This is a genomic window from Ignavibacteria bacterium (assembly GCA_025612375.1).
Classification (GTDB): domain Bacteria; phylum Bacteroidota; class Ignavibacteria; order Ignavibacteriales; family SURF-24; genus JAAXKN01.
Genome location: JAAXKN010000083.1, coordinates 1 through 5,235 on the forward strand (window position 1 = coordinate 1; position 5,235 = coordinate 5,235).

The 5,235-nt window shown below is 41.4% G+C and carries 3 protein-coding genes; 2 read left to right on the forward strand and 1 reads right to left on the reverse strand.

Annotated features, from left to right (window positions below; all coding sequences use genetic code 11):
- The first annotated feature begins 35 nt into the window (after nt 1-35).
- Nucleotides 36-2,198, forward strand: a complete 2,163-nt coding sequence (locus HF312_21095) for a T9SS type A sorting domain-containing protein (GenBank protein MCU7522718.1) — start codon at nt 36-38, stop codon at nt 2,196-2,198.
- A gap of 95 nt (nt 2,199-2,293) precedes the next feature.
- Here HF312_21095 and HF312_21100 read toward each other — a convergent pair whose 3' ends face one another.
- Nucleotides 2,294-3,502 carry an acyltransferase gene (locus tag HF312_21100; protein ID MCU7522719.1) on the reverse strand — a complete coding sequence of 403 codons (1,209 nt, stop codon included), beginning with the start codon at nt 3,500-3,502 and terminating at the stop codon, nt 2,294-2,296.
- A gap of 365 nt (nt 3,503-3,867) precedes the next feature.
- Between HF312_21100 and HF312_21105 the strand changes: the two genes are divergently transcribed.
- Nucleotides 3,868-5,235 (forward strand): hypothetical protein (locus HF312_21105; protein MCU7522720.1); only part of this gene is annotated, 1,368 nt, incomplete at its 3' end.

The window sequence follows — 5,235 nt, forward strand, 5'->3', positions numbered from 1 at the left end:
TGCTCATTTTTTCTGTTAATTAAGGGAGCAGTTAAATGCGTATTTTATTCAAAATTCTTTCAGTCTTTATCCTTCTAAACAGTGCCGTGCATTCTCAGACGGATTTCCTTACACTTGCCGGACGCTGGCCCGACGGTCCTTCTAGAGCCGTAGCCGTGGAAAGCAATTATGCATATATCAATAACGGTTCGGCTCTTGAAATACTGGATATTACCAATCCCGACAGTTTTATTTCTGTCGGCAAACTCGACCTTGATGATTACATATACTGCATAAGAGTGTGGGACAGGTATGCTTATGTCGGCGGGGTAAATGGACTTTACATCGTGGACATTTCAGACAAAGCCAAGCCTAAGAAGGCCAACGCTGTGTTTTTGTCAATTGTACTATCTATGTTTATAAAAGATAATTTTGTTTATGCGGCATGCTCCGACCAAGGCTTAAAAATAGTTGATGTAAGCAATCCTTCAGAACCTAAAATTGTTTCTTCTGCTTTATACCATTATTTTACTTCAGGTGTATCTATAGTCGACTCACTGGCTTATGCCTGCAGTCCGGATTCCGGGTTTTATGTATTAAATGTTAAAAATAAGACTGCCCCCGTAATCTTAGGGCATTATGATTTCAACCATAATTATGACCCCATTGACATCCTGGTAAATGACAGCATTGCATACATAACAAGCGGAAACATAAATTCTTATTATAGAAAAGGAGGGTTTCACGCCCTTAACATAAAAAATCCTTCCAATATATTTGAAGAAAGCAGATTTGATTTAGTGGGCGACTGGAGTGCTATCGGGGCGAAAATAACCCTAAACGGAAATTATGCATATGTAACTTCCAATACTGATGTTGGAGATTATGTTACGGTAGCTGATGTAAGCAATCCCCACAGTGTCAAAGAAGTGCTTAAAAAGAGTGTGGATTATGCTTACGACATGGCCCTAAAAGATAAAAGGCTTTTTGTTACAGCTGAACACAAAGGAGTAGTTTCTTTTGATGTCAGCAACCCCGCTTCACCCGTTGAGGGTGCTTCTTTCAAGACAGCCGGCACCACGGGCAATGTAGTCAGAAAAGGAGACTTCCTCTATGTGGCCAACTCCATGGGCGGACTGAAAGTCCTTGATATTTCTAAGCCGTCAGCCTCAACCGAAGTATTTTCTTATAAGGGGATTATCTCTTTTGAGAGCTGCAATACAGTTGGCGTAAAGGATACACTTCTTTTTGCCGGCTTTTCAGGAGGCGGGTATGGATTTTCAATCTTCAGCCTGGGGAGCATGCCGGCCCTGAAGAAAATAAGTGAATCGCTTCCGGAGGATATAATAAAAATAATACCCGCAGGCAATTACGCATATGCGGTAAGGCCTTATGAATTCATGATTTATAATGCGGCTGATCCATTTCATCCGGAAAAAATATTCAGCTACTCAACGGATCCGGTTAGAGATCTGGATATAGCGGTCAATGGTTCAACATTATATTTATTAGAGGAGATGAAAAGAGTAAAGATCTTTGATATCAGTAATCCCTCAGGAGCAGTTCTCGTCAGTGAAATCCCGGTTTTGAATGCGCAAAACTTTTGCCTTAAAGGCAACTATTTATATGTAAGCATATATGATGACGGGATAAAAATATTTAATGTTTCCGATCCTAAGGGCCCGAAAGAAGTTGGCAAAATTGCAGATGCCGGTGCTTACAAAATTAGTGTGCTGGGTGGCTTTGCTTACGTATTTTTTACGGGCAGAGGACTAAGGGTTTACAATTTAGAGAATCCCGCATCGCCTCAACTTGTAAGATTTTATGATGAGGTTACTTACATTTCAGACATGTTTATTGACAAAGATTATATTATTTTTTCTGAGAGCGCAAACGGGCTTTCCATATTCAAAAATGATGCTGCCACCTCAGTTGGTGAAAAAAGCAGCTATGTAAAGGATTTTGCACTGTTGCAGAACTATCCCAATCCGTTTAATCCAACAACACAGATCAGTTTCCAGCTGCTTGAAGCGTCAAACGTAACTCTCAGGGTGTATGATATGCTTGGAAAGGAAGTGGCAACTCTTGTAGATGAATATAAGAATGCAGGCGCCCACACAGTCCGGTTCAACGCATCAAACCTTCCGAGCGGGATGTATATCTATCAGCTGAGGGCAGGGGAACATACTTCAATGCGCAAGATGTTGATTCTGAAATGATATTTGATGAATAGTTAACAGAAAAAGGCAGAGACTGTCATAATTGTCTCTGCCTTTTTCTGTATAAAAGATCTATCGGGATAAGGCATTGAATTTTAGCGGGCTTCCTGCTCTTCGGACAACTGCTCTTCAGGCAGATCTTCTTTTAGAGAGGCCTTTTCTGCCGCAAATTTGATATTTGACCTTTTACGGATAATAAGATTAACAGGATTTGAAAAATACTGAGCTATTAAGTTTCCTAAAACAGCCGATAAAACTATTACAGAAATGTAAAGCGCCCAGATCCATTCTCCTGAAAGCTTCATTGAATCAAATATATATACAAAAGCAATCACGATGAATATGTGCGTAAGATATATCTCATAACTGTTACGGCCTAAAATAAGAAGCGGTTCTGTAAATTTTGACGGAGTCTTTGGATTTTTTGAAAAACTCTTATTCATGCAGATCAGTATCAATGCAGCGCCTATGGCTAAAAGGCTCACGTTTAACCCGATTGAGGTTATACCGATTGAGTAAACCCATTTCCTGAAAAAGAAAACCAGTCCAAACAAGAGCCAGCCGGCTATTTTCATTATAAGTAAAGCATTTTTCTTCAGCTCAATTCTTCTTGATACTAAGGCAGCAATACATCCAAGGGAGATTGCGTCCAGGTATGCAAAATGATTCTTGTCCGCCAATTCATTTCCCGGATACCACGTTGTACGCGCAAAAGGAGAGATAATGAGGAATACTGAGACAAGAGCAACAAAATGCCACTCCTTGCGGCAGAAAAAGCAAACAATAGGGAAAAAGAAATAAAAGAACTCTTCAATGGATAAAGACCAGAGTATATCCCATGGACCGGGCAGATAGCCTACCTGGATCTCAAGCCAGTTTATGTGGAACGTCAGTGCGGCAAAAATAGCTCTGCCCAGAGATGTTTTTGCCGGATTGATTACAAATTCCTCAATACCGCTGAAATGAAGCAGGGAAAGGACAAAAAGCAATGACAGAAGCATCGGCATTACGCGTGCAATTCTCATTGTATAAAAGCCGCGCAGACTGACTTTCGGCAATGAACTCCATTTATTCAGTGCTGATTTGGTAATTAAAAATCCTGAAATAACAAAAAACGTGCAGACGCCATAATACCCGCTCCAGAAAAAGATGCTGTATATAGGTTTTGGCATCATGCTGCCTAAAAAGGTGCCGCTGAAAGGAATTCTTATGTTAAGGTGAAGCAAAATTACCGATAAGACTGCAAGTCCCCTGAAAATATCAATTCCACTGTCATGTGTATTGTACGACTTAATTTTTTCCATTAGACTCCTGTTGTTAATTGTTTGAAGAATTTTCGAAGATACCAAATAATTCTCTTAGTTACTACTCAAGAGAAAATAATAATCAGTGGTTTGTCATAAGGCGCGGGAAAAAGGGCTTTATTGAAGAATACTAAAATGAAAGTGGCGAATTCTTTTATATAAATTAATGCAATAAATGATAAGAAGTACGTTACGATAATAACTCCTTTCTGAAATAGTGGACAAAAATGATTCAGAAATCACTGGCATAATGCGTAAAAAATAAATAATTTTCACAAAGTACTTAATGGCGCTTTATATTGTTGTCTCTGTTCTGCGTATTTAAATGAAATTCAGCTTTCTAATAAAAGTTTTGCGGAGTGAAGTTGAAAACTCATCTTTTAACAATTGCATTTCTTTTCTTAAGCCTCCAGGCTTTTGCACAGAACAAGCCTGATATCGTACTCTCAGACAGCCTGTTTTTTTTCCGGACCTCAATGGATTTGGGCGGGAATATACATATGGGTTTCAAGGGCAGTTATTCAGGCATTTATTACCAGACTTTTAATTCGTCGGGCATTCCAATAAGAAATCAAAGAAGTATTATTTCATCTCCCTGGGCAGGTTCACCGGCACTTGCAGAAAGTAAAGGCTCTGTTCTATTCCTCTGGAATGAAATGACAATGATATTCAGTTCATACATAAAAGGAGGGGTACTGGACCTTGCAAAAGACTCTCTCAGGACAGACATAAGAATCAGCTCCACTTCGGGGGATATATACCGCCGGAGTCCCGAAATATCTCTCCTCAACGATTCACTCGCTGCGGGGGTTTGGACCGGCGGAAGCCAGGTGGGTCATTATGACGGAGTCTACGGAAGATTGCTATCAACAGAGCTTGAGTCGAAAGGACCGGAAGTAAGGATTAATGACAATGAAAACGCGGAGTGTTCTTCAGCTAAAATAGCTGTTAAGCCTGCGGGGAGCGGATATTGGGTTTTCTGGAGGGATAACAGAAGCGGCTCGTACAAGGTCTATGCAAGGGAGGTCTCAATTACCGGAATTCCACAGGGCAGCAGCATTCTTGTAAGTGAAGACAGCCGCCTGACGGACTTGTGGTTTCTGGACGCTGCAGTGGACCCGAAGGGAAACTTTACGGCAGTTTGGGGAGGGCAGCTGAACGGATTGGGCTACCAGATCCAGCTAAGGCGTTTTGATAAGGATGGAAAACCGCTCGGAGCAAGCGAGAATGTTACTTCAAAGGAGGGAGGAGTCGGCGTGGCTCCCTCGGTATCTGTAGCAATTGATTCTCTTGGCAATACGGTTGTTGCCTGGGACCAGGAGGAGTGGAAGGAAAATATGAAAATCTATGCACAGAGATATTCTCCGGATAACAAGCCCATAGGCACTCCTTTCAGAGTAAGCGGCGAAAATGAAGAGTACTACCAGACTCTGCCAATTATTAAGTTGAAAAACGGAAAGATTTACTGCTTCTGGAGTGAAAGCAGGGATACGACAATTGAGAGGAGCAAGCTGAGCATACTGGAATTCAATGATCCGGTTGCAGATGTTAAAGGTTCCGGAGAGGGCGCGGCTGTTCGCGGCTTTATGCTTTCTCAGAATTACCCGAATCCTTTTAACCCGGCGACAACTATCAGCTATATGATTCCCAAAGAATCTTTTGTTGAGCTGAAGGTTTTTGACATGCTCGGGCGCGAGGCGGCAACTCTGGTAAATAAGGAGCAGAGTGCAGGA